Source organism: Candidatus Synchoanobacter obligatus, assembly GCF_024259865.1.
Classification (GTDB): domain Bacteria; phylum Pseudomonadota; class Gammaproteobacteria; order Comchoanobacterales; family Comchoanobacteraceae; genus Synchoanobacter; species Synchoanobacter obligatus.
The window spans coordinates 257,889-282,762 of sequence record NZ_JAKUDN010000001.1 but is presented as its reverse complement, the minus strand read 5'-3'; the positions used below and the strand labels follow the sequence as shown (position 1 = coordinate 282,762).

The 24,874-nt window shown below is 41.5% G+C and carries 21 protein-coding genes, 1 tRNA gene and 2 pseudogenes; 2 read left to right on the top strand and 22 right to left on the bottom strand.

What is annotated here, in order from left to right; all coding sequences use genetic code 11:
* Positions 1 to 23 precede the first annotated feature (23 nt).
* The gene (locus MKS91_RS01340) at positions 24 to 596 is read right to left on the bottom strand and encodes a hypothetical protein (RefSeq protein WP_258569046.1); all 573 of its coding nucleotides are present in this window, start codon (positions 594 to 596) and stop codon (positions 24 to 26) included.
* Between the two features lie 90 nt (positions 597 to 686).
* Between MKS91_RS01340 and MKS91_RS01335 the strand changes: the two genes are divergently transcribed.
* Positions 687 to 1,202 (top strand): hypothetical protein, encoded by a 516-nt coding sequence (locus MKS91_RS01335; RefSeq protein ID WP_258569045.1) that lies wholly within the window; start codon positions 687 to 689, stop codon positions 1,200 to 1,202.
* On the opposite strand, the gene recR is transcribed toward MKS91_RS01335, so the two are convergent.
* The 13 genes and pseudogenes from recR to typA all read right to left on the bottom strand — a co-directional run bounded on the left by recR (position 1,199) and on the right by typA (position 14,670).
* Positions 1,199 to 1,795 carry a recombination mediator RecR gene (recR, locus tag MKS91_RS01330; RefSeq protein ID WP_258569044.1) on the bottom strand — a complete coding sequence of 199 codons (597 nt, stop codon included), beginning with the start codon at positions 1,793 to 1,795 and terminating at the stop codon, positions 1,199 to 1,201. The genes MKS91_RS01335 and recR overlap by 4 nt on opposite strands.
* The gene (locus MKS91_RS01325; protein ID WP_258569043.1) at positions 1,764 to 2,552 is read right to left on the bottom strand and encodes a hypothetical protein; all 789 of its coding nucleotides are present in this window, start codon (positions 2,550 to 2,552) and stop codon (positions 1,764 to 1,766) included. The genes recR and MKS91_RS01325 overlap by 32 nt, the downstream gene beginning before the upstream one ends.
* A gap of 145 nt (positions 2,553 to 2,697) precedes the next feature.
* On the bottom strand, positions 2,698 to 4,839 hold the full coding sequence (locus MKS91_RS01320) for a polyribonucleotide nucleotidyltransferase (protein WP_258569042.1): 2,142 nt from the start codon (positions 4,837 to 4,839) through the stop codon (positions 2,698 to 2,700).
* Positions 4,836 to 5,111: a 30S ribosomal protein S15 gene (gene rpsO, locus MKS91_RS01315; protein ID WP_258569041.1), complete on the bottom strand. Its 276-nt coding sequence runs from the start codon at positions 5,109 to 5,111 to the stop codon at positions 4,836 to 4,838. Before rpsO ends, MKS91_RS01320 begins: the two co-directional genes overlap by 4 nt.
* A 233-nt stretch (positions 5,112 to 5,344) precedes the next feature.
* Positions 5,345 to 6,223, bottom strand: a complete 879-nt coding sequence (gene truB / locus MKS91_RS01310) for a tRNA pseudouridine(55) synthase TruB (protein WP_258569040.1) — start codon at positions 6,221 to 6,223, stop codon at positions 5,345 to 5,347.
* Positions 6,210 to 6,563: a ribosome-binding factor A gene (locus MKS91_RS01305; RefSeq protein ID WP_258569039.1), complete on the bottom strand. Its 354-nt coding sequence runs from the start codon at positions 6,561 to 6,563 to the stop codon at positions 6,210 to 6,212. Before MKS91_RS01305 ends, truB begins: the two co-directional genes overlap by 14 nt.
* A pseudogene (infB, locus tag MKS91_RS01300) lies at positions 6,556 to 8,268 on the bottom strand (translation initiation factor IF-2); the annotation flags it as partial. The gene MKS91_RS01305 and the pseudogene infB, both read right to left, overlap by 8 nt.
* Before the next feature lie 461 nt (positions 8,269 to 8,729).
* Positions 8,730 to 10,223, bottom strand: a complete 1,494-nt coding sequence (gene nusA, locus MKS91_RS01295; RefSeq protein WP_258569037.1) for a transcription termination factor NusA — start codon at positions 10,221 to 10,223, stop codon at positions 8,730 to 8,732.
* A 1-nt stretch (position 10,224) separates the two neighbouring features.
* Positions 10,225 to 10,638, bottom strand: a complete 414-nt coding sequence (locus MKS91_RS01290) for an LSm family protein (RefSeq protein ID WP_258569036.1) — start codon at positions 10,636 to 10,638, stop codon at positions 10,225 to 10,227.
* Between the two features lie 53 nt (positions 10,639 to 10,691).
* A tRNA-Met gene (locus tag MKS91_RS01285) sits at positions 10,692 to 10,768 on the bottom strand.
* Between the two features lie 69 nt (positions 10,769 to 10,837).
* A complete protein-coding gene (locus MKS91_RS01280; RefSeq protein WP_258569035.1) occupies positions 10,838 to 11,146 on the bottom strand; it encodes a hypothetical protein in 309 nt (102 codons plus the stop codon).
* On the bottom strand, positions 11,146 to 12,825 hold the full coding sequence (argS, locus tag MKS91_RS01275) for an arginine--tRNA ligase (protein WP_258569034.1): 1,680 nt from the start codon (positions 12,823 to 12,825) through the stop codon (positions 11,146 to 11,148). Before argS ends, MKS91_RS01280 begins: the two co-directional genes overlap by 1 nt.
* A gap of 39 nt (positions 12,826 to 12,864) precedes the next feature.
* The gene (gene typA, locus MKS91_RS01270) at positions 12,865 to 14,670 is read right to left on the bottom strand and encodes a translational GTPase TypA (RefSeq protein WP_258569033.1); all 1,806 of its coding nucleotides are present in this window, start codon (positions 14,668 to 14,670) and stop codon (positions 12,865 to 12,867) included.
* Positions 14,671 to 14,857: 187 nt separating this feature from the next.
* Here typA and MKS91_RS01265 point away from each other — a divergent pair, with 187 nt between their 5' ends.
* Positions 14,858 to 15,007: a hypothetical protein gene (locus MKS91_RS01265; protein ID WP_258569032.1), complete on the top strand. Its 150-nt coding sequence runs from the start codon at positions 14,858 to 14,860 to the stop codon at positions 15,005 to 15,007.
* A 355-nt stretch (positions 15,008 to 15,362) separates the two neighbouring features.
* Here the strand turns inward: MKS91_RS01265 and MKS91_RS05355 are convergent.
* From MKS91_RS05355 to MKS91_RS01230, 8 genes and pseudogenes are all read right to left on the bottom strand, one after another.
* Positions 15,363 to 15,551 (bottom strand): annotated as a pseudogene (locus MKS91_RS05355) (leucine-rich repeat protein); the annotation flags it as partial.
* 429 nt (positions 15,552 to 15,980) lie between these two features.
* Positions 15,981 to 17,918 carry a 3-hydroxyacyl-CoA dehydrogenase NAD-binding domain-containing protein gene (locus tag MKS91_RS01260; RefSeq protein WP_258569031.1) on the bottom strand — a complete coding sequence of 646 codons (1,938 nt, stop codon included), beginning with the start codon at positions 17,916 to 17,918 and terminating at the stop codon, positions 15,981 to 15,983.
* Between the two features lies 1 nt (position 17,919).
* Complete coding sequence (locus MKS91_RS01255; protein ID WP_258569030.1) at positions 17,920 to 19,119, bottom strand: acetyl-CoA C-acetyltransferase; 1,200 nt, start codon at positions 19,117 to 19,119, stop codon at positions 17,920 to 17,922.
* Between the two features lie 29 nt (positions 19,120 to 19,148).
* Positions 19,149 to 20,300: an ABC transporter permease gene (locus MKS91_RS01250; protein WP_258569029.1), complete on the bottom strand. Its 1,152-nt coding sequence runs from the start codon at positions 20,298 to 20,300 to the stop codon at positions 19,149 to 19,151.
* Positions 20,297 to 20,950, bottom strand: coding sequence for an ABC transporter ATP-binding protein (locus MKS91_RS01245; protein WP_258569028.1), 654 nt, complete (start codon positions 20,948 to 20,950; stop codon positions 20,297 to 20,299). The genes MKS91_RS01250 and MKS91_RS01245 overlap by 4 nt, the downstream gene beginning before the upstream one ends.
* Entirely contained in the window at positions 20,937 to 22,004 is a 1,068-nt protein-coding gene (locus MKS91_RS01240) for an efflux RND transporter periplasmic adaptor subunit (protein WP_258569027.1), read from the bottom strand. The genes MKS91_RS01245 and MKS91_RS01240 overlap by 14 nt, the downstream gene beginning before the upstream one ends.
* Positions 21,997 to 23,319, bottom strand: a complete 1,323-nt coding sequence (locus MKS91_RS01235; RefSeq protein WP_258569026.1) for a TolC family protein — start codon at positions 23,317 to 23,319, stop codon at positions 21,997 to 21,999. Before MKS91_RS01235 ends, MKS91_RS01240 begins: the two co-directional genes overlap by 8 nt.
* Positions 23,301 to 24,833, bottom strand: coding sequence for an AarF/UbiB family protein (locus MKS91_RS01230; RefSeq protein ID WP_258569025.1), 1,533 nt, complete (start codon positions 24,831 to 24,833; stop codon positions 23,301 to 23,303). The genes MKS91_RS01235 and MKS91_RS01230 overlap by 19 nt, the downstream gene beginning before the upstream one ends.
* Between the last annotated feature and the right edge of the window lie 41 nt (positions 24,834 to 24,874).

The window sequence follows — 24,874 nt, the reverse complement described above, 5'->3', positions numbered from 1 at the left end:
CATGCACAGTGCAATAGAGATAATCATATGAAGGGGTGATTGAGAATGGAAATGGACCATAAACAGTAGATACTTGCCAAGATATTCGCAGTCAGTAGTAACTTCATGGGTAAGTTATTGGTTACTGGGTATATGGGTTCATAAGATGGCGGTTCTATATGGTGTAAAAATTGTTCGATGGCTTCAATCTTAAGTGTATTTTGATGGCTGCTATTGGCAGAATGGGTCAGTAGCATCAGGCTAAAGCTGATGAGTTTTCGATTGTTTTTAGGATTTCTTTTTGCAAAGTTGATGGCATCTAAAAAAAGCCCACTGGGATGTTCTGACTCATTGATGGTGAATAATGCTTTTTTGTCTTCGGTGTTACAGTCTTCTTTTACATGGTTATACCCCCAGTCCCTGTAAAGATATTGCATACATTGTGCTTGTTTGTCATTCAAACTACTGTCATGTTTTAAATGTGCATCCAGTAGTTTTGTGAGTTCTAATAACTTTTCAGGTTTAGGTTCCAAGATCAATTCACTGGTGATGTAGTATTGTAAAGACTCGATTTCAGGCGTGTCTTCCAGTGAGAGAAATAGTTGGGTTGGATCCATAAAATTAGCAAATATCATTGTTTGTAATGTTATCTGAAATTACTTATATTGGCAATGTGTTTATTTGAAAGGCATTGAGGGGGGAAGATAATGTATGAACCAAGTACGGCTATATCAGATTATATGAAAAGGGTGTTAGGAGATACGCAAAAGATCTGGTCAGATAAATGCCGTAAAGCATTTTTCAAACCAATCCGTTCATTACTCCCCAAAAAACAATATCACGATTTTTTGAAAGCCATGAAGTCTTTGGAAGTGGATTATGTGAACCAAAGCGCAGTATTTGGGAATTTGTTGGCAGCGTCAGTGATCTTTGTTGTCATTGTGGATGTTGTGTCTAAGCTGTCTTTGGATGGAGTAGTGGCTTCAAGCCTATCTGGGGAGATGGTGAGTATTTCAAGTTTGATTGAGAAGATAGGTAAGAGTCAGGTTGTTTATAAACAATCTGGGAAGGTGATGCCGTCAACGGGTGATATTGAGGATATTCGTCGTGTTACCCATGATTTATCCGCATGTGCTAAAGGTTTAAAAGATGGTATTGGTGGCCAATCCAAAGTACGTTCCTTACATCCTCTTAGGCAACCATTGTTAGGAGGAGGGGTTTAATCAACCATCTCTTGACGACCTCTCAGCGCACGTGTGAGTGTTTGGCCATCAATATAGTCCAGAGATCCGCCAATAGGCAGTCCATGCGCAGGACGGGTTATCTTAGCCACTTTGTCATTTAAGTATTCGTAAAGGTAATAGGCAGTGGCTTCCCCTTCTACTTTACTACTGGTCGCAATGAGTACTTCCTTGATAGGATGTTGTTTTAATAGAATGTCGAGTTTTCCAATCCCAAGGTCTTGAGGTCCTACGCCATTAATAGGTGATAGTACCCCATGAAGTACAAAGTATTTACCATCATAGGATTGCGTTGATTCAAAGATACTCACATTTGAGGGATGTTCAACAATACATAAGATAGATTCATCCCGCTCTGATGAGGCGCATATTTGGCATAAGTCATCCTCACTTAAGTTCTGGCACCTTTGACAATGTTTAATCTTTTCAATGGCCTCTAAAAGGGTTTCAGCAAAACCTTGTGCTAAGTGCTTTTGGTGCCCAAAGATGTGATGTACAAAACGTTGTGCGGTTTTTTCACCAATTCCTGGGAGGAATTGGAAACTATGGATGAGCTTTTGAAGCAATGGGGTCATGTAAACTAGCTGTTGAGGGTGGTGGAGAGGGTAAGTCGTTAAGAATAATTTGTTTCCTGACTGCAGATGAAATATAAATGGCACCATAGCCCACCGCAACACATAAAAATACAGCATTGGATATAAATGCCAATAAAGGTGTTATGGTGGATACTCCAAATGTCTGCAGTTGACGGTTAATGATTCGGCTAAAATGTTGTAGTGATGAAAATAATGATAGCTGTAGCCAGCTGCTATATGACCCAACAGTAATTTGTGTGGCATGTTTGTAGCAGAAGTATCCAGTTGCAAATAATAGTGCTATTGCAAGAGCTGGTGAAAAAGCAGCAGTGGCTGATAATGTTAGAAAACCAACAATGGGACATAAAGGGATAAGGGCATAGATTAATGCACTTTTTGTGATCTCTAGTGGCTTTTGAGCCATAATCTGCTGAAGCGCACTATATTGTTGCTCTAAGTCCGGCATGCGACACATATAATGGACGCAACAAGCATAGATGACGCTTAAGCCAAAAAAGATGGTTTCTTGAGGAAGGGCTGTGATGTGTAGCGTTCCCATAAACAAGTAACTGATAATATTGAACATGGACAAGAAGTCATACAGCACATAAACAAAGGCATATAAGTATTGTTCGATCAGCAGTATCCAATGCCATGCACCACCGGATCTATATTTGTGAGAAGTGGTGCTCAGTGCACGATCAATAAGCTGGTCTTGGCATCTTTTTTTGTAGAGGATGAAGTATTGGGCTGGCATATAGATGGGAATACACAGGAGTAATGCAAAGGGCCTTAACTTAAAAAAGTACAGGCCCAAGGCATGTCTAGAGCTTAGCTTTTCTAGTGTCCATGAGAATAGGATTGCAAAGCTCTGACAAATGCGAGGTATCGCTAGAAGAAGACTATTCTGACGTTTGCTCAGACTCAAACTCCTTCATAGACAATCGAACTTTGTTGTTACGATCAATCTCAGAAACCTTCACCTTGACGTTTTGTCCAAGACTCAAGTAGTCATGAATGTTATTAACTCTTTGATGGGAGATCTGAGAGATATGCAAGAATCCATCTTTACCACCACTAAGGTCAACAACCGCACCAAAATCTAGTATTTTAGTGATCTTGCCTTCAAAAACTTGTCCAACTTCAAGCTCACTGACTAAATCTAAGATATGAGCTTTACACGCTTCACCAGCAGCACCATCAACGGCACTGATTGTTACCGAACCATCATCAGTGATGTCAATTTCAACACCAAATCTTTCAATAATCTCACGAATAACCGCACCGCCTTTACCAATGACTTCTCTAATCTTATCAGTTTTGATATTAAAGTTAATCATACGAGGTGCTAATGGTGATACTTCCTGGACAGCGGAGAGTGTTTTACTCATTTCGCCTAGGATATGAAGACGGCCTTCTTTGGCTTGATTCAGTGCAGAAACCAGCATGTCATGCGTGATACCATCAATTTTAATATCCATTTGCAGGGCAGTAATACCGCTATCTGTACCAGCTACTTTAAGATCCATGTCGCCAAGGTGATCTTCATCACCTAGGATATCACTTAATATGCATTGGTCGCTGTCAGACTTAAGCAGTCCCATCGCAATACCTGCGACAGGTTTGCTAATAGGCACTCCTGCAGCCATCATGGAAAGAGTGGCACCACATACAGTTGCCATTGAGCTAGAGCCATTAGACTCCATGGTCTCTGAAACTACACGAATGGTGTAAGGGAATACTTCTTGGTTAGGAAGTACTGCAATAAGCGCTCTTCGTGCTAAGTTTCCATGTCCAATCTCACGTCTCTTCGGTGGACCCATACGGCCAACTTCACCCACACAATATGGTGGGAAGTTATAGTAGAGCATAAAGTCTCTTTTAGACTCTTCACCAATCAAGGATTCGTAGTTCTCACCTTTGCCAACAGCAGCCAATGTTGCAGCCACATAAGTTTGGGTTTCACCACGTTGGAATACACAGTCACCATGCACTCGTGGAAGCACACTGGTCTCAGACTCAATAGGTCTGATTTCAGTAAACTGTCTGCCATCGATACGTTGTTTTTGGCTAAACATAAAGTCACGAACCCATTGCTTGTTGATGCGCTCAAGTGCTTCTGTTAAAAGCTGAGGCGCATGTTGCTCTTCGTGCTTTTTAATCAATGCTTTATGATCTGCTTTGATTTTCTCTTTACGCTCAAGCTTGTTGGTGATCTTATAAGCAGTTTCATAAGAAGCATGGGCTTCTTCTTTTAAAAGCTCGATGAGCTCACTAAAGTCTTTAGGCGCTGGCGCTGCACGTTTTGCAAAAGAAGGGTGCTTGGCTTTATACGCTTTTTGAAATTCTTGAATCCCATCAAATACAGGGCGCATGCTTTCAATGCCAAAAGGAATGGCAGAAAGCGCTTGATCTTCACTGATTTCATTGGCACTGGCCTCAATCATGATAATACCATCACCACTCTCACCACCTTTAGCCGCTAAAAATAGATTCATGCTGGATGATGCCAATTCTTGGTTGCTAGGGTTAACGGTATAGTTGTCACCTTCTCGACCTATCTTGATTGCAGAAATAATGTCATTGAAGGGTAGATTTGAAATTGCCAGAGCGGCACTCACACCTAAAAATGCTGGTACGTCTGGGGTAACGTTAGGATCCACAGACATGATATAACAGTATACTTGAACTTCATCATTGAAATTATCAGGGAATAGGGGACGAATAGCACGATCTATCAGCCGGGATAGTAAGATTTCATCTTCAGTTCCTCGGGTATTTTCCCGTTTGATATACCCACCAGCAATCTGGCCAGTTGAGTAGTGTCTTCGAACAGCCGTTACCATGAGTGGTAAAAAGTCGGTATTTTCCGGAGATGGACCCGTAGTGATAGCAATATGAACGCAGGTATCACCCATTTGAATAAGCACACTGGCATTGGCTTGCTTCGCCAAATAGTCTGCGGTAAGAGTTACGGTTTGATTACCGAACTGAAAGCTTGTTTGAAGCTTGTTGCTTAATGAAGCGTATTTGGCTGTAGTCACTGTGCTATCCTGTATCTGATCTTGAGTTCTTTAACAATTTTGGTAAAGGTGCTGTAAGATGTATTATACAGGTATTTTAGTAGTTTTTTTCTTTTATTCACACGAGACACCATGCCTTTGATTGCACTTTTGTCTTTTTTGTTTTGTTGACAATGCCCTGTAAGCTCAGCAATTTGTTTTGTCAATTTAGCAATCTGATATTCAGGCGATCCACAGTCGTTTTCGGACCGTTTATAGGCTGAAATGTCGATATTTTGGTTGTCAGTTGACATATTATCTCCCAATCTGTTTTTAGGTTTCTATAAAAATACTCACAATATTAACTGTTTTTTTCTCGTGATACAAGTCTTTTTTACGGCTCTTTCTATAGCAAATGACGATTAAGTAATTCATCTATCGCATGATTTGCTATGTTTAACATAATATTTTCTACCATGACACACCCGTTGTGGTCAGGGAAGTCAAGGAACAGTGATGAATAAAGTAGCCTGAGGCGTTATCTTGATCACACAATTGCAGACAGCACGTTAGGAATGAGTTTGAGGCTTTTGAATTCACCTTCTTTAATAGGTTCAATGATCCCTATAAAAGATTTTTGATAAAAGGCAGCAGTTACTTGTGTTAGGCTTAAGGTAATTCTTTTGCCATGGGCCAGGCTGAGCGCTTGGTCTTGATTTAAATCTACAATGGGCATACCACTATGCTGGGTAAAGTAAGTCTCTAAATCAAGTACGCTGAGGTGTTCATGGTCTAGATCTAATAATGGCATATCTTCAAATGGGGAAACCCATAAGCGTTTTAAATCAGAAAGATAGGCTCTTGAGTTCATGTGCAAACCAATGTCTCTGGCAATAGATCGAATATACGTGCCAGATTGGCAATGAATGCGTACCAAGGCTTGTTGTTGTTTCACATCAAAGCTCAGGCATTCTATTTTATAGACAGTGATGTCTCTACTGGGCATCAAGACTTCTTGATTGGCACGAGCCAGTTTATAGGCTCGTTTACCATTAATATGTATGGCACTGTATTGAGGCGGCACTTGAGATATCTTGCCGGTAAAGGAGGGCAGTGCGGCATTAAGTTGTTCTAAGTTTATGATCGTTTGGCTGGTGTGGATGGTCTCACCTTCCGCATCATCAGTAGATGTTTGAGCGCCAAATTGAATGTGGGCATCATAGCATTTATCTTTGGAGACGATCCATTGGCTGAATCGTGTCGCATTTCCAATAGCAATAACCATCATGCCAGATGCTAGGGGATCAAGTGTTCCAGTATGTCCAACTTTATGGGGTGTTAATCGTCTGACTTGATCGACCAATTTCCTAGAGCTGATTCCTTTTGGTTTGTTGACAATGAGGAAACCATGATCAAGACTTATCATCGATGTCATTGAGTAGTTGTATAATTTCTTGCTCAGGAGAGACTCGATCAGTCGCAATAAATTTTATCTTAGGAACCCGACGGATTCTTAGGTTCTGAAACAGATACTGGTGGATGGGGTGAGAATGGTGTTTGTTTAACTTTTTAGCCAAGCTTTCAGCGTTGTTTTCGTGGTAGATATAGACTTTTGTTGATGATAAGTCTTTTGAGGTGTCAAGGCGATCTATTCTGAGTGTTAGAATGCGCTCATCGATCTCACGGTTCATAATGAGCCACTGATTGATTGATGCAATTAGATTTTTATTAATTCTTGCAAGACTATGGTTTTCTTTTTTATACATCTTCTTCTAACATGTAGCATTCAATTTTATCCCCAACAGCGGCTTCAGCAAAGTTTTTAATGCCAAGCCCACATTCGGTGTTTTTTCTGGCTTCAGTGAGTGTTTCTTTTTCTCGTTTGATAGAAGCGATGTCACCTTCAAAGATGATGTCATCTTTTCGTCTAATACGAGCCATTTTCCCGCGTTGAATGGTCCCATCTGTGACAATGCAACCAGCAATTTGGCCAAATTTAGAAGAGCGGAATACAGCCTTTACTTCAGCCTGACCAAGAGAGGTTTCCTTCATGATCGGGCCTTTCAGGCGAACCAGTGATTCTTTAACATGGTCAATAAGCTGATAAATAATTTTGAACTGTTTGGCGGATACTGTCTGCTGGTCAAGAAGTTTTTTGGCGGTAGATTCAATGCTCACATGAAACGCAATAATTTCAGCTTGGGTACTTGCGGCCAAGGTGACATCAGATGAGTTGATGCTGCCTACTTGGGCATCCAAGAGATTAACTTCGGTGCCTTCTTCATTAATGTCATTCAATATTGTGGATATGGCTTCAAGAGACCCGTGGGTATCGGCTTTCAGGATTAAATTCAGTTGCAATTTCTCGGGTTCTTTGTTGAACAAATCATCCAAGGTTAAAGAGTGTTTGGACTTGTTGTTGGTACTGGAATCACTAAATCTTTCAGCAGCAAGTCTGGCTGATTTTTCATCGGGATACGCTTGGGCGCTATCACCCGCTTTGGGCAAAGGCGATATCCCAGTAATTTCTACTGGCGTTGCTGGAGGGGCTGACTTTAATGGCTTGTTTAAAGCATTGACCATTGTTCTGACTTTACCGTATCCAGGTCCAATAGAAAGAATGTCACCTTTTTTCAGAGTGCCTGATTCGATGAGCAAGGTGATAACAGCCCCTCTACCACGATCAATTTTTGCTTCACACACCCGGGCGGATACAGTGGCATCAGGGAATGCAGATAACTCTAAAAGCTCAGATTGTAGTGAGATGAGTTCGAGCAACTCATCAATTCCTTCGCCTGTTTTGGAAGAAATTTTTGCGACAGGAACATCACCGCCCCACGCTTCAGTGACCACTGCATGGCTAGCCAGCTCACTCAAAATTTGGTCAACAGTACCAGACTCGGCAATATCCATCTTGGTAATTGCAACAACCATGGGCGTTTGAGTTGACTTTGCATGCTGTATGGACTCAATGGTTTGAGGCTTTAGGCCATCGTTAGCAGCAATAATCAGGATAATGATATCAGTGATGTTGGCGCCACGTCCCCGCATTGCAGAGAATGCTTCGTGCCCAGGAGTATCTAAAAAGGTAATGAGCCCACGACTTGTTTTAACCTGGTATGCACCGATATGCTGAGTAATACCGCCGGCTTCTTTTGCCGCAACCTTGGTTGATCGAATATAATCCACTAAAGATGTTTTTCCGTGGTCAACATGGCCCATAATGGTCACGACAGGTGTCTTAACGTCTTTTGCCCCTTCATGAGGCGTGTTTGCGATAACTTGATTGGGTGCTTTCGTTGTTTTAAGCTGTGTGCTGATATTTAGAGTATCAAGCAGAAGCGCTGCAGTGTCGAAATCAATAGGGTCATTCTTTTTAATCATATAGCCATGATTAAAGAATACTTGTGCAAGATCTGTTTCGCTGAGTTTGGTTTTTGTCGCCAATTCTGCAAGGCTGGTTTCATCGTTAAGCTCAATGGCGCTTACTGTTGATGTAACCTCTGGCTTCTTCACTGGTTTCGGTGCCACTTCAACAGGAGTAACTTCTTCTTGCGGGCTAGGAATTGCTTCAACCGGCGTCTCAGGTTCTTTTGGAGTAGCAGGTTTTTTTGTATTCGCTGATTGTGCAGGGGGCTTGTCTTTGATGCGTTTGGGCAGGGTTAGTTTCGGCTTTACGCTCGCAGATGCACGTCGTGTGATTAGGGTTTGGCTGCCATTAGCAGTTGCTTGAGTTCCTAATTTTGTTTCAACGCTAACTTTTTTACGATTTTTGATACTATCTTTAATGATATCAACTTGCTCTTTGGTTAATTCATTATCAGTATCAACAGAAACGCCGCGGCTTTTTAATAACTCCTTGAGCTCATCAGGAGAGATGCCGGTGACAGTGGATAATCGATCGAGTGTAAACTTTACTGCCATAAATGCCTCTATTTGTTGTCATCGCTAAACCAGTGGGAACGTGCTGCTAATATCAGCTTCCCAGCCTGCTCTTCAGAAATATTGATCAGGTCAGTTACTTCAGAAACTGACATATCAGCAAGAGATTCTTTGTCTTGAATATCATGCTCTTTAAGTTTTTCAGCTGTTGCTGTATCCATCCCGTCCACTGACATTAAGCTGCCATCATCATCTTCTAGTGCCATTTCAAGTAGGTGGCCCTGAGCTCGGCTGATAAGTTCTTCAGCAATATCAATGGCAAATCCATCAATTTTTGCAATGGTTTTGGGTGATGTGTTCACAAGTTCTGTCATCGATTTAATGCCTTCTCTTGCCAGTGCTTCGGCAACATTGTTATCAACATCAAGTTGAGTTGAAAACAGTTCAATGGTTTTGTCAATCTCTGCTTGCTGTTTTTCAGTAGCCTCAGATGCTGAAATGATTTTCAATTTCCAGCCAACAAGCTGGCTGGCCAAATTAATATTTTGTCCATTACGGCCGATGGCTTTTGATAGCATTTCATCTTCAATAGCAATATGCATGATTTTTTGAGATTCATTCACTTCTATGGCATTAATGGTTGCGGGTGACAACGCATTAATTGCTAGCATGGCTGGATCATCATCCCATTTAATAATGTCAACACGCTCACCATGAAGCTCATTTGAGATGGCTTGTACCCGAGACCCTTTGACACCGATACAGGCACCAATTGGATCAATTCTTAGATCATTTGACTTAACAGCTATTTTTGCTCTAGATCCTGGATCCCTGGCAGCACATTTAACTTGGATTAAGCCTTCTTGGATTTCTGGAACTTCTTGCTTGAATAGGGCTTCTAGCATTTCAGGGCACCGGCGGGATAGTTGTAGCAGGGCCCCTCTGCCATGGTAGTTAATCTCTACCAAGCAGCCCATAATTCTATCACCTTTGCGAATGATCTCTTTTGGAATTAACTCTGAGCGGGTGATCTCTGCTTGTACATTACCCGTATCAAGCAAGACAGCGTTTCGGGTTACATGGGTTACTTCACCAGAGATTAAGGTGTGGATAAGCGATTCGTATTCACGTGCATTGTGAGCACGCTCCGCATCACGCACGGCACGCAGCATTACTTGTTTGGCTTTTTCGATTTCAATACGACCAACTTCAGTTCCAGATTCTTCTGCGTTGATATTGATTTCAATGTCTTCAATAATGTTGTCATCAACCTCCAAGCCTTCATAGTCTTTTTCAGTATCTGAAAGCTTGATATGCCTTGCTGTGTTGAAGTCTTCATAGTCATCAGCAACAACTGTCCATACTCGGTGGTAGCTACTTGCACCCGTTTCTCGATCGATAGCACATTGTAAATGGACATCTTCATCAAATGTTTTTTCAGTGACTGTCGCTAGGGCAAGCTCTAATGCAATAAAGATATCCTCTGGATTCAAGTTTTTATCAGCTGCTAGCACTTTAATATAAGTAACAATGTTTTGTGTCATGCTATTCTCCAATATTTGACGGGATTAACCGTGCTCTTTTAACAGTAGGGGTATCAATAATGAAGGTTTCATCATTTTTCTGAATATGAAGCTGATCTTGGTTTGCAAGAGCCAATGTTCCTGAATAGGATTTGTTGGTAGTTCTTACTTTGACGTTTTCGCCGAGCGCCTCTTGAAAGTGCTCAAGGGTGAAGAGGAGAGGGTATGCGCCTTTTGAGGACACCTCTATATGTAAATGGTCTGTATCAGTGCTATAGTTTATTTGTTTCATAACAATCTCACAATCAGAAATGCTGATCACGCCATCATTTTTTTCGATATATACAGTAATCCCTTCATGGGTATTATCAATCCCATAAAGTTTCATGTCGCAAGCTGTTACTGCAGCTTTTATTATCTCATTAATTTGATTCATTTTCCCCCTATGAAGCAAAAAACCCCAAAAGGGGTTTAATTACGTAATAAATTTGGTAGCGGGGGTAGGATTTGAACCTACGGCCTCCGGGTTATGAGCCCGGCGAGCTGCCAGACTGCTCCACCCCGCTATTTATGAGTATAGTCATTTTTAAATTTATTGCAAGGAAAATGTTTGAATGCTTCTACAAAACAACATATTAATTAATTTTAACGATATCTGTGTTGAGTCCAGGATACAGGGGTTTTATCTTGGCTCGCTGGTTGTGGCATGCTTTTATGTGCGCTAAAGGGCCCACATAGGTCATCTCTCCACTATTCTTATGAGGGATGGTTGCAGGTAGTTTCACAGGCGCATGAAGTCGTAAGTAAAACCCTTTGTTTAAATCAGGGTTTTCAGACATCTGAGCATGGGTTTGTGAAGGAGACGGGATCGTGCTGGGTAAGGTCACGGCTAAAGCGATGATGGCAATAACCGTCAGAGGATAACGAATTCTTAAGCGAGGCACTACATGGACTCCGGTGCACTGATGTTGAGAAGAGACAAACCTTGTTTAATACATTTTGCGGTTAAAGAGCACAGGAGTAGCCGGTGATAGCGCTCGCTAATAACGTCAGACAGTATGGGGGTGTTGTTGTAGTACTTATGAAACAGCGTTGCGATATCTAATAGGTATTGACACAACCGATAAACTTCCGTTTTACCACTGGCTTTGATAAGCACCTCTGGATACTGAGATAGGAGCTCAATGAGCTGAACTTCATCATGGCTTGGTTGTTGCCAGTGGGATGTCGTTGGGATATATTGGCCATGCTTTGCAAAAATGCTTTGGATACGAGCATGGGCATACTGAATGTAATAAACTGGATTTTGGCTATTTTGACTTTTGGCCAGTTCCAGATCGAAATCTAAATGCTGATCAGACCGTCGCATGCAGTAAAAAAACCTGGCAGCATCAACGCCGACTTCTTCATAGAGGGTTCTTAATGTGATAAATTGCCCGCTCCTTGTCGACATTGCTAATTTTTCTTTACCGCGATAGAGGCTTGCAAATTGAATCAATATACAACGAAATCGCTCACTATCCATCCCCAATGCCGTGAGTCCTGCAACAACTCTTGGGACATATCCATGGTGGTCTGCACCAAAGACATCAATCATTCTATCAGGAGACTGCTCAAACTTTTTTTGGTGGTAAGCAAGATCGTTTGCAAAATATGTCCAAATACCGTTTGACCGTTTAAGGACTCGATCTTTCTCATCACCATATTCAGAAGATTTAAACCAGACGGCACCATCTTTCTCATAAGTGTGTCCGTTGGTCTCTAACGTATTGATTAGTTTATCGATCTGTTGGTTCTCAACCAGGCTTGATTCATGAAACCATGCATTGTAAGTCACACCAAATTCTGCTAAATCAGTTTCTATTTGTTGGGTGATGTCTTGCACAACCCATTTTTTTAGCGTGGTGTAATTCATTTTTAAGTGAGACTTGCAGCAGGCTATGAGTGTTTCTATAGCGGGTGTCATGTCTTCCTCAGGCCAGTTGGCCAAGAGGTTTTGCAAATCATCAGGAATCTGTGTGTTAATTTCTGGATGGTCGACGGCGATTCTATTTAAATAGTCACCAGTGTAGCAGCCATTAGGAACTTGTATGTTTAAGATACAAAGCCAGATACTGGCTGTTAAGATATCAATTTGTAGACCGGCATCATTGACATAGTATTCCGTATGAACATTAAAGCCTGTTTGTCGTAGGATGTTTGCTAGGGACGAACCATAGGCCGCTGATCGCCCGTGGCCAACATGAACGGGTCCGGTTGGGTTTGAAGAGACATATTCTAGGTGAACCTGGCTGCCTTTCCCAATATCCGGTGCAAAAAATGCAGCATCTTCATCAATAATGCCTTGGATTAAGGGCGTGAAATCCCGAGTGATAAAGAAGTTTAAGAAACCTGGGCTTGCAACATCGGTACGCGTGATATCAGGATGATCAATAATTGCCTGAATCTTGCGTGCAATTTTCATGGGAGGAAGATCCAACTTCCCTGCTAGCATCATCGCAACATTGGAGCAGTAATCGCCATGATCTGCACTTTTGGTGCGTGAAATTTTTAAATCAACTTTATTAGCCCAGCCATGTTGTGCCAATCGTTTGAGCAGTTCCTGTTTAATGATTTCGTTCATAGCAATCCTATTTTAGCATATATGTTGATCTTAGCAAGTTTAGTTCTGTCTGCTGGCACGTTTTCGCTCATGCTCTTTTAGGAACTTCTTTCTGATACGAATGGATTTAGGCGTGATCTCAACAAGTTCATCATCAGTGATCAAGCCAAGAGCCTGTTCTAATGAGTACTTTAATGGTGGCGTTAATATCAGGTTGTCATCTGTCCCTGAGGCCCTAACATTGGTAAGCTGTTTGGTCTTACAAACATTTACCACCAAATCATTGCTACGGCTGTGTAAGCCAACAACCATACCCTCATAGACATCATCACCAGGGTTGATCATGATGCGACCACGACTTTGGATGTTGAATAGGGCGTAAGTTGTTGCAGTACCTTGCGCAATGCTGATTAAAGCACCTTGGTGTCTAAATTGTTTGTCCATCGCGCTATAAGGGCGATATTCCAAGAAGACATGGTGCATGATGCCAGTTCCTTGAGTCATGCTGATTAGCTCACTTTGAAAACCGAACAGGCCTTGAGAGGGAACCTCATAGTCCATTCGAACTCTACCATGTTCATCAGGAACCATATCAACAAGCACTCCACGCTTTGCATTGAGTTTTTCAATGATACTTCCTTGGTGTGTTTGCAGAACATCGATTGTTACTGACTCATAAGGTTCGCAAGTGACGCCATCAATGTCTTTTAAAATAACTTGAGGACGACTCACAGCAAGTTCGTAACCTTCCCGTCTCATATTTTCAATGAGGATAGATAAGTGTAACTCTCCTCGTCCAGATACTAAGAATTTTTCGCTAGAGCCAGCATCACCAATTTTCAAGGCAACATTATGCTCTGCTTCATCCATCAAACGTTTTCTGATTTGACGCGATGTTAGAAATTCACCATCTTGGCCAGCAAAAGGTGAATCATTAACGGAGAAGACCATTGAAATTGTCGGTTCATCAACACTAAGAGCTGGAAGTGCTTCAACGTGTTCAGGTGAGCAGAGTGTGTCTGAAATGTCTAACTCACCAACACCAGTAACGGCAATAATGTCACCAGCTTGAGCTTCTTCTGATTCATAACGCTCTAGCCCCATGTGCCCCAAGACTTGTAGTACCCGACTGGAACGAATCGCGCCTTCACGGTTGATGACTTTGATCGGTGTATTGGGTTTGATACTGCCGCGCTGAATTCTTCCAATACCGATAGTACCAACATAAGATGAGTGGTCAAGGCTGGTAATTTGCATTTGAAAAGGACCATCATGATCAACATCAGGTGCAGGAGCATGTTCAAGAATCATATCAAGAAGCGGTGCCATGGTATCACTGGCCATGTCTGGGTCAGGTGTGGCAAAGCCATTGATGGCTGAAGCATACATCACTTGGAAGTCCAACTGTTCATCACTGGCTCCTAAGTGATCAAACAGTTCAAAAACTTGGTCTACAACCCAATCACAACGTGCGCCATCACGATCAATTTTGTTCACAACAACAATGGGTTTTAAGCCATGTTGGAAGGCTTTTTGGGTCACAAAACGCGTTTGTGGCATTGGTCCTTCAACGGCATCAACAAGTAGTAGGCAAGTGTCAACCATAGACAGGATTCGTTCTACCTCACCACCAAAATCTGCGTGTCCTGGGGTGTCGACAATATTAATATGATGGTCCTTCCAGTTAATGGCAGTATTTTTTGCCAAAATGGTAATGCCTCTTTCTTTTTCTAGATCGTTAGAGTCCATGACTCTGTTTTCACCGGCTTTCATGGTGCCAGATTGTTCTAAAAGCTTGTCAACCAGTGTGGTTTTACCGTGATCTACGTGTGCAATAATTGCGATGTTTCTTAGTTTTTTGCTCATTATCAATGCCTTTCCGGTAATGTCAGTGTGTGCTATTATAGCACAGTTATTAACTTTTACTAGATATTAGCCAGAATTTTTTATAGAAGGGTTCTTCTTGGGAGCAAGCCTATTATGATCATAGGAGTATTCTGGTCTAAAGGTTGGTTGGGGTGGAAGGAAAGAACAAATCATACGGAGAGCAAGTTTGTATGTTGGTATGACCTTAACAGATTCTGCTGAGATGGTCTGTGATGTGCCTTCTGCTATTTCAGCATGGTCGTGTTGTGGGGTCAGTATAAGCATCTCAGGTGTGGCCGCAAGGGCAATCATGACGTCTTCTGCTGTTTGGGTATAGCGTCGATTTCAGCAAATGGATAAAATGGTGAATATGTTTTTAGTGGAAGCTCTGTTTGCAATATCTGCAATACCGTCATGTCGATTATAGGGTCAGGCTAAGAATAGCCAAGGTTGCCTGATAAGTTGTATTGTTTGAGATTTTGCGAGTGCTATACATTTGGTATGATCGAATGCTTGGATGAAGCTGCAACTAATGGTTTTCAGTTTTGGCAGTGTATGGAATGCATGACTATTGAGTGCTAATGCTTTACCGAGGCGAATGGATTCATGTCCTTTCATGATGTTAAGCTCTCTCGTCTTGATCTTGCTTCTAGGTCAATAGTTAGGTGCTTAATACTGTGGCAGCTGAGGAATTAACCACTGTCTACTGTTTGCTCGGCACCAAGTGATACGTTGTTGAGCGACACACATTCATAAAAAGCCAGTTTACCAATATTTGTGAAAGCACCAATGGATGCTTGTTTCAGGTTGGTACAGCTGCTAAATGCTCTGAGACCAATGTTAACCTGATTTCCTATGGTAACCTGGTGTAGGTTATGACATCCTTGAAATGCTTACTCTGAAATAGAGAGATTATCTTCGATGATAGCATGCACAATATCTAGGCGATTTTGGAATGATCCTTTCGGTACGATGCTGTCTTTGTGTATCTTAATTTCAAGTTGCGATTCGCTTCATAGTTTCTGTCTTACGTGCATAATTTCATTTTTTTATTAGATTATATCATGCGCCTACAAGGCATTCAGTCCCTGGGCTATTTTTCTGCGAGATTAATATTTTGCATGGTAGGGTTAAAAGATGACATGTTTATGTGAGGAGATGAAACGGGCGATGGTTCAGAATGGATTGTTCGTTTATCTAACAAAGACCCAAGTAAGTTGCCATAATGCTAGCATATATTACATATTGCTAAGTCTTAATGGTGAACTAGGTCAGGCATATGCTGAGTGAGTAGGTGGCATTGATGTGGGTTATGATGTCTCTGGAGAGACAAACATCGGGCCACCACTCCAGGGGCAAAATCCTAGTCCTAAGATTGCACCCACATTGGCATCTTCTTTTTTGATGAGACCTTGTTGGTGTATGGTGTGTGCCATGGTGACTTGAATATTCAGTAAGCGCTTTTTAAGGTCTTCAAACAGATGTTCTTTTGCTGGATATTTATGAAGTATCTCAGGCCATAGATGTTTTTCTGGCTGATAACTGTAGAACCCTTGCTGGGTTTTGCGTCCTAGACGCGTATGACTGTAAAGTTCATTTATTAGCTCAATAGCCGCATTGGCTAGTGGGGGTGACTCAGGGTCTTTGTGGTTTTCTTGAATAATATGCCAAGCAATATCAATGCCAATTTCATCAAGAAGTGCAAGCGGCGGGGTTGGCATGCCTATTTGCCTGGCGGCATGTTCTATTTCAATGGGATTGGCACCTTCGGTGATTAAGGTGATGGCTTCAAATATATAACCCATCACGATTTGTGACGTGTAAAAGCCACGCGTATCTTTAACAGTAATGGGTACTTTATTGAGGGCTGCAGTTAAGCCTCGAGCAATATCCAGTGTTTTAAGCTGAGTTTTTTGACCCTGGATGATTTCGATCAATTGCATTTTTGCAACAGGAGAAAAAAAGTGAATGCCAACAAACCGGGTTGGATCTTTGAGTACAGATGCCAAGTGGGTGATAGGGATGGTTGAGGTATTGCTGGCTAAAATAGCCTTCTGGTCTAAATAATGTTCTGCTTGTTGCAAAATGTTTTGTTTGAGTGCCATGTCTTCATAAACCGCTTCAATCACTACTTGGCACGTCTTTAAAGGATGCATGTCAGTACTTATGGTAAGTTTGCCGATTTTTCCAGGTGGATATTTTTGCTGCAGTTCATCAAGACGTGTTTTGGCCAATTGTAACGCTTTATTGTTTTGCTCAATAATCACAACGTTGAGCCCTTGCTGGAGGGCATGGGCAGCGATGCCTGCTCCCATGAACCCTCCACCAATCACACCAAGAGTTGTTATGGGGGTGGTGCTGAGTGACTTTTTCGCTTGCTTTCTTAAGTGTTGGCGGTCAATGTACAACGTTTTAATCATATTCTGGGTCGTAGGTTCTAGTAATGTTTTAACAAAATACTCTGTTTCTGTTTTTAAGCCGTTGTCTAAATCAACCAAGTGACCTTCGTAAATGGCCTGGAGTAAATTCTCAACATTGGTATAGCAGCCCTGAGATTGCTTTTTTGTCAGTGCAAAAGCAGCAGATAAGGTCATGACATGTTCAGGCTTATAGAGTGAGACGGCTTTATCGTTGGGTAAAGTCTTTTTTTGTAATAGTGCTTTTGCAGTATGTAGGGCTTGATTTTTTGTTGTAGCAAGTTCGTCAATGAGTCCTTGTTTAGCAGCAATGTCTTCTCTCACTGTTGTGCCTTTTAATAGCATATTTAGTGCAGGCTCTAGGCCAATCAGTCTTGGTAAGCGTTGGGTTCCACCCAATCCTGGCATGATGCCCAGTCTTACTTCTGGCAGTCCCAGCCGTAGTTTTGTGCCAGAAATACCGATTCGGTAATGACAGGCAAGCGCTAATTCCAGTCCACCACCCAAACATTGACCATGTACGATGCAAACAGTTGGTTTCTTAAAGTTGCTAAGAAGTGATTGCATTTCCCATACTTTTTCATACAAATCTTGAGGTTTTGGATGATTTTTTATCATACGTAGGATGAAGGGCACGTCTGCACCGAGACAAAAGTGTTCTTTCTTACTTGAAATGATGACACCATATACGTTCTTATCGGAGTTGGCCGTTTTAATCAACTGCTTAAGTTCAAGCAGGGTGCTGTTGTTAAGTAAGTTGACGCTTTTATCGTGCATATCAAATTCAATATGCATGATCTGATCGGTGGTGGAATGTGTAAAGTGTTTCATATTAGACCCGTTCGATTATCGTGCAACTGGCCATACCAGCTGCAGTACATAAGACCACGCACCCGTAGCGTTTCTTTTTTCGATGCAGCTCATCGATTAATGTGCCCATGAGCATAGTACCCGTTGCGCCAAGTGGGTGACCAAAAGCAATAGCGCCTCCGTTTACGTTAACCCGTTTCAAAGGAATGCTGAGCTGGTCGGTAATTCTGAGCACGACTGCAGCAAATGCTTCATTGATTTCCCATAAATCAATATCCTCAATGGTGAGTTTTGCTCGTTTGAGCGTTTGCTGAATGGCTTCAATCGGACCGGTTAGCATGATGGTAGGATCTATGCCTACTTGGCCGGTACTGACAATACGCGCTAAGGGTTGTAACTGGTGTTTTTTAATGGCATGGCGACTGGCCAACAGGACTGCAGCAGCGCCATCAACAATCCCCGATGAATTTCCTGCATGGTGCCGATGTTGTATTTTCTCAACTGCAGGGTATTGATAACATGCGACATCATCATAACCTGCTAGAGCGCCCATCATGGCAAAGCTGGGTTTTAGGTCTGCTAAAGCTTCAAGGGTGGTATCAGGTCTGGGGTGTTCATCTTCTTCAAGTACCACGTTTCCTAAGATGTTAACAATAGGTGTGATCGACTTGAATAACTTTTTCGCCATGGCATTTTTGGCTTTTTGTTGGCTAGATAGGGCAAATGAATCTAATTGGGTCCGGCTATATTGRAAATACGTTGCTATCAGGTCAGCACTGATTCCTTGTGGAATAATGTTGTGTCTAAATGCAACACGAGGATCTGCAACAAGGGCGCCGCCATCAGCCAATATAGGCACTCTTGACATGCACTCAACACCTGAGGCAATCGCTATGTTTGCCTGTCCTGCCATTATCTTATAAGCCATCAGATTAATCGCATCCAATCCTGATGAGCAAAATCGGTTGATTTGCATACCAGGTACATGAATGGGTAATCGAGAGCACAGTATGGCAGAGCGGGCAATGTTTGCCCCTTGTTCACCAACGGGCATAACACAACCGGTAATGACCTCCTCAATCTCATGAGATAAATCTGGAGTCGTCACGGCATCTAAGAGTTGTGCCAATAGATTCACGGCAGTGATCCTATACAAAGATCCCGTGGGCTTACCAATGCCACGTGGGCTTCGCTGAGCGTTAATAATATAACAATCTTCCATGAATCCATTCAAGTATAGCTTATCTTATATTATTCACCTTTGAGCAGATATGCAACGGGTATTTTTTGGATTAAATAGGCAGGGTATTGGGCCGCAAAAGTGGCTACCAAAAGAGAGAAGATGATGCTGCCTGGTAATGTTGAGGGAGTGAAAACAAAATCCCAGCCATTAAATTGCGCAAAATAGTAACTGATAATGAGGCCCAATAATGCGCCCATAAAGCCACTGGCCAGACATAAAATGCATGTTTCTATAATGAGCATACGCCGAATATGACTTTGCTTGGCCCCAAATGCGATTCGAAGTGCCATTTCACTTTTTCTCTCCGTGATATTGGCAATGGTCATATTCATGATACCAATGCCACCGAGCAATGAACAAATAGCAACAACGGCATAAGCAATGACATTAAGTCCATCACTCATGGTGTTGGTCATAGACAGTAAGGCGCTAATGGGAAAGGCATTAATCGATATTGATGGGTGGAGGTATTTTATTTTACCAGTGATAAGGTGGGTTACTTGGTCAATAGCTTCCGGACTATCTACAGCGACGTAGATCATATTTGGTGAGGCATTTGGAACCAAAGAGGCAAGTGTTTCTAATGAGGTAATGCCAATACCATTGCTGTTTTGACTGATCATATTGGGAGCACGATATCCATCGACAACGCCAATGACCTCAAGTACGCCAAAATCCCCTAATAGTTGGCTCTGAGTAGATAGCAGTAAACCTTCTTGTTTCAAGGATTGTTGCAGTTCTTTGGACAGTACAAGATAGGGCTTGATGTCATTTGGATGAAGGTCTCTGCCTTCAATAACCTGTGTTCTGAGTAAGTCTGGGTAATTAACTGATGTGCCCAGGATGCTGATTTGGATATTTTCATCATAAGAAATTTGCGTTTGGCAGAGTGGGTGGAATGAGCTAACATGTGGTGTATCAGCCATAACACGGCTAATATCCTCTATAGAAAGCCTATTTTCTGGATCGCTGATCATGAGCGTGAGCAGGTTCGTACCTTGTTGTGAGAACTCAGATAACATGTGCATTTTAGTAATGTTGGTAATATGCCCCGATGCAACCAATGCTAGTGTCGCCACAATCACACCCAATGATGAAAACATGGCCATTTTCCATCGGTAACGATATTGTTTGAGTGCTTCTTTTACTAAATGAATCATGAAACCCTTACCATCTGTTTATTCTCGATTTTATAATGAATGTCCGTTTTTTGAATCAGCTCAAGATTGTGTGTGATCAAAATGACAGTTTGACCTTGGTTATGGATCTTTCTGAGTTCTTCCATAACAAGAATAGAATTTTCTGGATCTAATGATCCGGTGGGCTCATCTGCTAAAATGATCTTTGGTTGTGTGATCATCGCACGTGCAATAGAGGCACGTTGTTGTTGTCCATAAGACAGTTGACTAGGATGACGGTTCTTCAAATGATCAATCCCAAGTGATTGCATGTACTCCTGAGCACGCTCAGGGCCATCATGGTGCTCACCATACTGTAGTGGTAATAGAATGTTATCAAGGATCGTCAAGTGCTCAATTAGATGATATCGTTGAAAGATAAATCCAAAAAGAGCATGGCGCAATACGGCAATCCTATTGGGACTAAGGTCTTTAATATCTTCATGATCGATGATATATTGTCCAGATGTTGCAGGCTCAATCAAGCCCAAAATTTGTAGCAACGAGCTTTTACCGCAGCCAGAGGGGCCTGTAATAATCACAAATTCACCATCGCTGATTTCAAGGTTGAGGTCTTGTAAAATCACCTCATCATGAGTTTTGGTAATATTATGTAGTTTAATGATGCTCAATGATTTCCTCGCCAACGTCTAAACCAGATGTAATTTGAATATCCATACCACTCACAATGCCCAAAGTGACGTTCCTGGACTCGTTGGTACCGCTCGCATTAACTTTGACGGTATTGTTCCCATATAAAGTTTGTACGGCAGTTATCGGTATCATAATCATCTCTTCCTCACCCATTTTAATGCTAACACTGGCATTCATGCCAACTCGAAGTTGGTTAAGTGTCACTGCTTCTAGAGATTCTAGTTTGATGACGATGGGGTAACTGTGATTGCCTGAAGTACTTTGTTCTGGAAAATGGCCGATCGTTGCAATATGCCCTTGAAGGATTTTGTCCAAAGAGGCGATATTGACATCAACGTCTTGCCCTGCTTGTAATTGACCAACTTGTTTCTCATTGACCTTAACATGAAGCTCAAAGGTTTGATTGTCAACAATGCGGGCGATATTGGTTAGTTTTTTATAAAATGCAGGGCTGGTTTGAGAGGTATCAGCCACTGAGGAAAGAAAGATACCATCGTGAGTTGCCAACACTTGGTTTGGAATTTGCTGTTGGATGAACTCATCAATTTGACTCAGTGAGGCTGTTCGAAGATGCTCAATATCTAAAAACACTTTGTTGTGGTTTTTAAGCTCAGAAACTAATGTGCTTTTAACATTATGCAGTCCAGCCTTCTCTTCTTCATACGCCTGTACAGCGTCTTGGTACGAAAGCGCAGAAGTCGCTTCAATTTGAAGCAGCTCATGCATCATTTGGTGCTTTTTATCAGCAATCTCCACTCGAATTTCTTTTTGGAAGAACTCATAAATAACTTTTGCCAAGCTATTATCTTTGCTCATATATGAGATGGCAAATAAGGGTTGATTTTTACTAACAATGCTATTGAAGTCCGCAATAGGCGTGAGTTGAGCATCAAAAGGTAGCTGAATGACTTGCGCATTGCTAGAGCATAATTCACCTTTAAGCAGTAACTCTTGAGGAACTGGTTGACTGCTAACCGTTAACGCTTGGCTTATGGCCATTAAAGGAATAAGGAAAAATGATATTTTATGCATGGGTATTATCCTGAGTGTTGATTAAAGGCTCAAATTGGCCGGTCATTTTTTGTAAATCTTCATAAAGGTTACAATAAGAGATCTGCGCACCTAGTGCCTGTTGATAAGCGGAATTGACTTTTTGAGAAGATTGTTGGAATTCTTCTGCCGAAATGTGATGGTATTTGAATTTAATAGAGTCGGCAGCATACTTTTGCTGTTGGTGTTTTAAGTGATCTGCAGCAACACTGATTAACGCTTGTTGGTGCTGAAGATTGATCAGGGTTTGATGGATTGTGGTTCGTAAGGTATTATTGGCATGATAGGCTTGCATAGCAGATTGCTGGTATTGCAATGTTTGCAAGTTCCTTTCAAATTGGTCTGTCTGTGTAGGCAGATTAAATTTCAGTGAGATTCCCGCAGAAGTTTTCTGATCCTGGTCAATGCTGCCATACAGAGATAGAGCAGGGCGCTGCTTTTTTTCAAAAATCTTCTTTTGGTATTTTGCTCGTTGGTACTGTAGTTTTGCTATTTGACTCTGGGTATTCAATCGAACTGCTTGATTAATGGTTTCAGAGGGGGTGGGTATGTTATTGGTAAAGTGAATGTCGGTATCTAGCACTATGATTTTGTTAATATTGATAAACATTTCAACTTTTAATGTAATCATGGCCATTTCTAAGAGTTGTTCATCTTTCAAGGTATTTAGACGTTGTTCTTCAAGTGCGGTTTGGCTGATATTGAGTTCTGATTTTGAAATCTCACCATATTTGTATCGCACATCTTGTTCTTTTGAGTGACTGGTTAAGATGTCCAGTTGTTGTTTTTTATCTTCAACCATCCGCTGCTGTAGCACAATTTGACGATAGCGTTTTTTAAACTGTAAAATTTTATCTTGGTAATTGTCACGATATTGTAGCTGCTGAATTTCTTGGTCAATAAGCTGAATAGCCCGCTCAATTTTAGCAATATTTTGAGTGATGGGCTGATGAATTTTTATACTATACTGATCATGATCATCCAATGTTGAGCGATAATGTGCCTCTAATTGGCCACCTGTTGGTAAGTCTGCACGAATGCCAGTACTAATAACCGCTTTATCTTCAAAAGGCGCTACGTTAATTTCAATAGGTTTTGGGGATGGTGAATAGGGTTTATTGCTTTGAGCAATTTTTTGTTCCGTAATGAGCAGCTGCTTTTGAATATGATGGATTTCAGGGTTATGCGTTTTATATTGTTCAACGGCATCATCAAGGCTTAATGATTGTGGGCTCCCAAGTGTGGAAACATGAAGGAGGGGTAGTAGAATAAGGCGTGCTATTTTATTCGTTTCCATAAAAATGTCATTATTAAAATCTGCGATATTATGTAATAGATGTTTATGTTTGTCAAGTACCTAGGGTTTGCTAATATTACTCCAATGATAAGTCCTGCAATGAACAAGGATGCGTTATGGTTTTGGTTTGGTGTTATGGTTTCAGCAGGCTTTGATAAATGTTCTTGAAGTAAAAAAGGTAGTTTGGGTGAATTGATTAATAGTCTCGGCAACTCCTGTTTCAGAGCTTTCCATCCAGTTTTCACCCCAGCTCGTTGTTTCATGAAATCTGAGATAAAGGGCTCTGCAGCTTCCCAAAGATTGAGCTGAGGGTACAACGATCGTCCAAGTGCCTCTACATGAAAAAGGGTTTTTTGTAAAATCAGTAGCTGAGGCTGTATTCTTAAGTCAAAAGGCTTACAAACTTCAATCAAACGATGCATGAGCTCGGCAATAGAAATCTCCTCAATAGAACGAGAGAATATGGGTTCACACACATGCCTGATGGCGCTTTCAAGCTTAACCAAATCGGTGGTTTTCCCAACCCATCCAGCCTCAATATGAAGTGAAGCGATACGATTGTAATCACGATGAAAAAATGCTAAAAAGTTTTCAGCCAAATAGTACTGGTCGATAGGAGCCAATACACCCACTATCCCAAAGTCAACCGCCATATATTTTGGCTCATCTGGTTGACTAATATCAACAAAGACATTGCCTGGGTGCATGTCAGCATGAAAAAACCGATGTTGGAAGACTTGAGTGAAAAAAATATTCACGCCATTGACAGCCAATTTTTTACGATTGACATCAGGATAGTGTTTGATTTCATCGATGGGGATGCCAGAAACTTTCTCTATCGTTAAAACAAGTTCTGAGGTATGAGACCAATACACTTTAGGCACATATAACCGCGCATCTTCTTTGAAATGATGTTGCATTTGACTGTAGTGACAGGCTTCATGCTTTAGGTTGAGCTCTTGGTTTAAAGTATAGTCATACTCTTCAATCAATGCTTGGAATATGCTGTTGTCTATTTGTAGCCTAAGGCTCATCATTTTCGCAATTCTACGTAGTATGCCAATATCAATCGCTAACATTCTTTTTATTCCAGGCCTTAATACTTTGACAACAACGGCTGAGCCATCCGTTAGCGTTGCTTGGTACACCTGTGAGATTGAAGCGCTCGCAATTGGCTTAGGATCAAAGCTTTGATACAGATCCCCAATGCTGTTGTTTAAATCCGATTCGATTGTTTTAAAGGCAGTGTCATTATCAAAAGGAGGCACATTGTCTTGTAGTTGCGATAAGGGCTCCGTGATATCCTCAGGGAATAAATCGTGCCTAATTGAAATGAGCTGACCAAACTTCACAAATAATGGTCCTAGCTCGACACATACATGGTAACACTTCTCACCCAGGCTTAACTGATGGTATTTTTGGTACCGTGGAAGCACTTTGAGCATGACCGAAGGTGCAAAATATTTAGAAATAATATGCTGATCCAATCCATATTTGCATAGGACCTTAATCATTGAGATAATTCGCCTGGTTTTGTAAAGCATCCAATCTTCTT

What these genes read in the sequence shown, in the direction of transcription:
- MKS91_RS01340 (WP_258569046.1), bottom strand. Translation starts at nt 596, where the DNA reads ATGGATCCAACCCAACTATTTCTCTCACTGGAAGACACGCCTGAAATC.
- MKS91_RS01335 (WP_258569045.1), top strand. Translation starts at nt 687, where the DNA reads ATGTATGAACCAAGTACGGCTATATCAGATTATATGAAAAGGGTGTTA.
- recR (WP_258569044.1), bottom strand. Translation starts at nt 1,795, where the DNA reads ATGACCCCATTGCTTCAAAAGCTCATCCATAGTTTCCAATTCCTCCCA.
- MKS91_RS01325 (WP_258569043.1), bottom strand. Translation starts at nt 2,552, where the DNA reads ATGCCAGCCCAATACTTCATCCTCTACAAAAAAAGATGCCAAGACCAG.
- rpsO (WP_258569041.1), bottom strand. Translation starts at nt 5,111, where the DNA reads ATGTCAACTGACAACCAAAATATCGACATTTCAGCCTATAAACGGTCC.
- truB (WP_258569040.1), bottom strand. Translation starts at nt 6,223, where the DNA reads ATGATAAGTCTTGATCATGGTTTCCTCATTGTCAACAAACCAAAAGGA.
- MKS91_RS01305 (WP_258569039.1), bottom strand. Translation starts at nt 6,563, where the DNA reads ATGTATAAAAAAGAAAACCATAGTCTTGCAAGAATTAATAAAAATCTA.
- nusA (WP_258569037.1), bottom strand. Translation starts at nt 10,223, where the DNA reads ATGACACAAAACATTGTTACTTATATTAAAGTGCTAGCAGCTGATAAA.
- MKS91_RS01290 (WP_258569036.1), bottom strand. Translation starts at nt 10,638, where the DNA reads ATGAATCAAATTAATGAGATAATAAAAGCTGCAGTAACAGCTTGCGAC.
- argS (WP_258569034.1), bottom strand. Translation starts at nt 12,825, where the DNA reads ATGAACGAAATCATTAAACAGGAACTGCTCAAACGATTGGCACAACAT.
- typA (WP_258569033.1), bottom strand. Translation starts at nt 14,670, where the DNA reads ATGAGCAAAAAACTAAGAAACATCGCAATTATTGCACACGTAGATCAC.
- MKS91_RS01260 (WP_258569031.1), bottom strand. Translation starts at nt 17,918, where the DNA reads ATGAAACACTTTACACATTCCACCACCGATCAGATCATGCATATTGAA.
- MKS91_RS01250 (WP_258569029.1), bottom strand. Translation starts at nt 20,300, where the DNA reads ATGATTCATTTAGTAAAAGAAGCACTCAAACAATATCGTTACCGATGG.
- MKS91_RS01240 (WP_258569027.1), bottom strand. Translation starts at nt 22,004, where the DNA reads ATGCATAAAATATCATTTTTCCTTATTCCTTTAATGGCCATAAGCCAA.
- MKS91_RS01235 (WP_258569026.1), bottom strand. Translation starts at nt 23,319, where the DNA reads ATGGAAACGAATAAAATAGCACGCCTTATTCTACTACCCCTCCTTCAT.
- MKS91_RS01230 (WP_258569025.1), bottom strand. Translation starts at nt 24,833, where the DNA reads ATGATTAAGGTCCTATGCAAATATGGATTGGATCAGCATATTATTTCT.